General features: G+C 43.4%; 1 protein-coding gene. It reads right to left on the reverse strand.

All coding sequences use genetic code 11. The annotated features are described in order from the left end of the window. Window positions 1–769, reverse strand: a 769-nt coding sequence (locus tag R7Q48_RS26710) for a YeaH/YhbH family protein (protein WP_318133249.1), incomplete at both ends; no start/stop codon positions are given.

Raw genomic sequence — 769 nt, forward strand, 5'->3', positions numbered from 1 at the left:
CACCGGTTTCTTGCGAGTAGAAAAATTCGTGTTCATCGACTTCTTTGGCTTGCGTGTGGTGGCGAATAAATACAACGTCTACGTTTTCATAGGTGCGAGTCAAGAACAGATACAACAGCACATAGAAGCGTTTTGCGATGTCTTTGGTCGCTTGATCCATAGAACCAGACACATCCATCAAACAAAACATCACGGCTTGGCTAGAAGGGACTGGTCGTTTTTCGTAGTTTTTAAAACGTAAATCGAAAGTATCGATGAACGGCACATTTTCAATTTTCTTGCGCAGTTCTTCGATTTCTTTTTTCAGACGATTTTCTTCAAGTTGTTGTGCTGGCTCAATATTTTTGATGCGAGTCAACTCGTCTTCGAGTTCTTTAAGAAGTCGCTTTTTGCCTGCAGTCATGGCGGTTCGACGAGCTAACGATTGCTGCAATGAACGAATAACGGAAATATTGGAAGGGATCACCGCGGTTTGGAAACCCGCTCGGTGAGTTTTCCATTCCGTAATTTTAGCGATTTGATTTTTTTCTAGATTCGGTAGCTCTAAGTCTTCAAAAAGAATATCCAGGTATTCATCTTTTGAAATTTGGAACACAAATTCATCTTGGCCTTCGCCATCTGGACTCGCATTACCTTCACCAGAGCCACTGCCTTGACCTCCACCTTTTGGACGCTCGATTTTATCACCCGTAATAAACTGATCGTTACCAGGGTGCACGCGTTCACGCACGCCACCTTTCCCTTGATGGAAAATCGGCTCGTTAATGTC

It is taken from the genome of Vibrio sp. 378, from assembly GCF_033339435.1.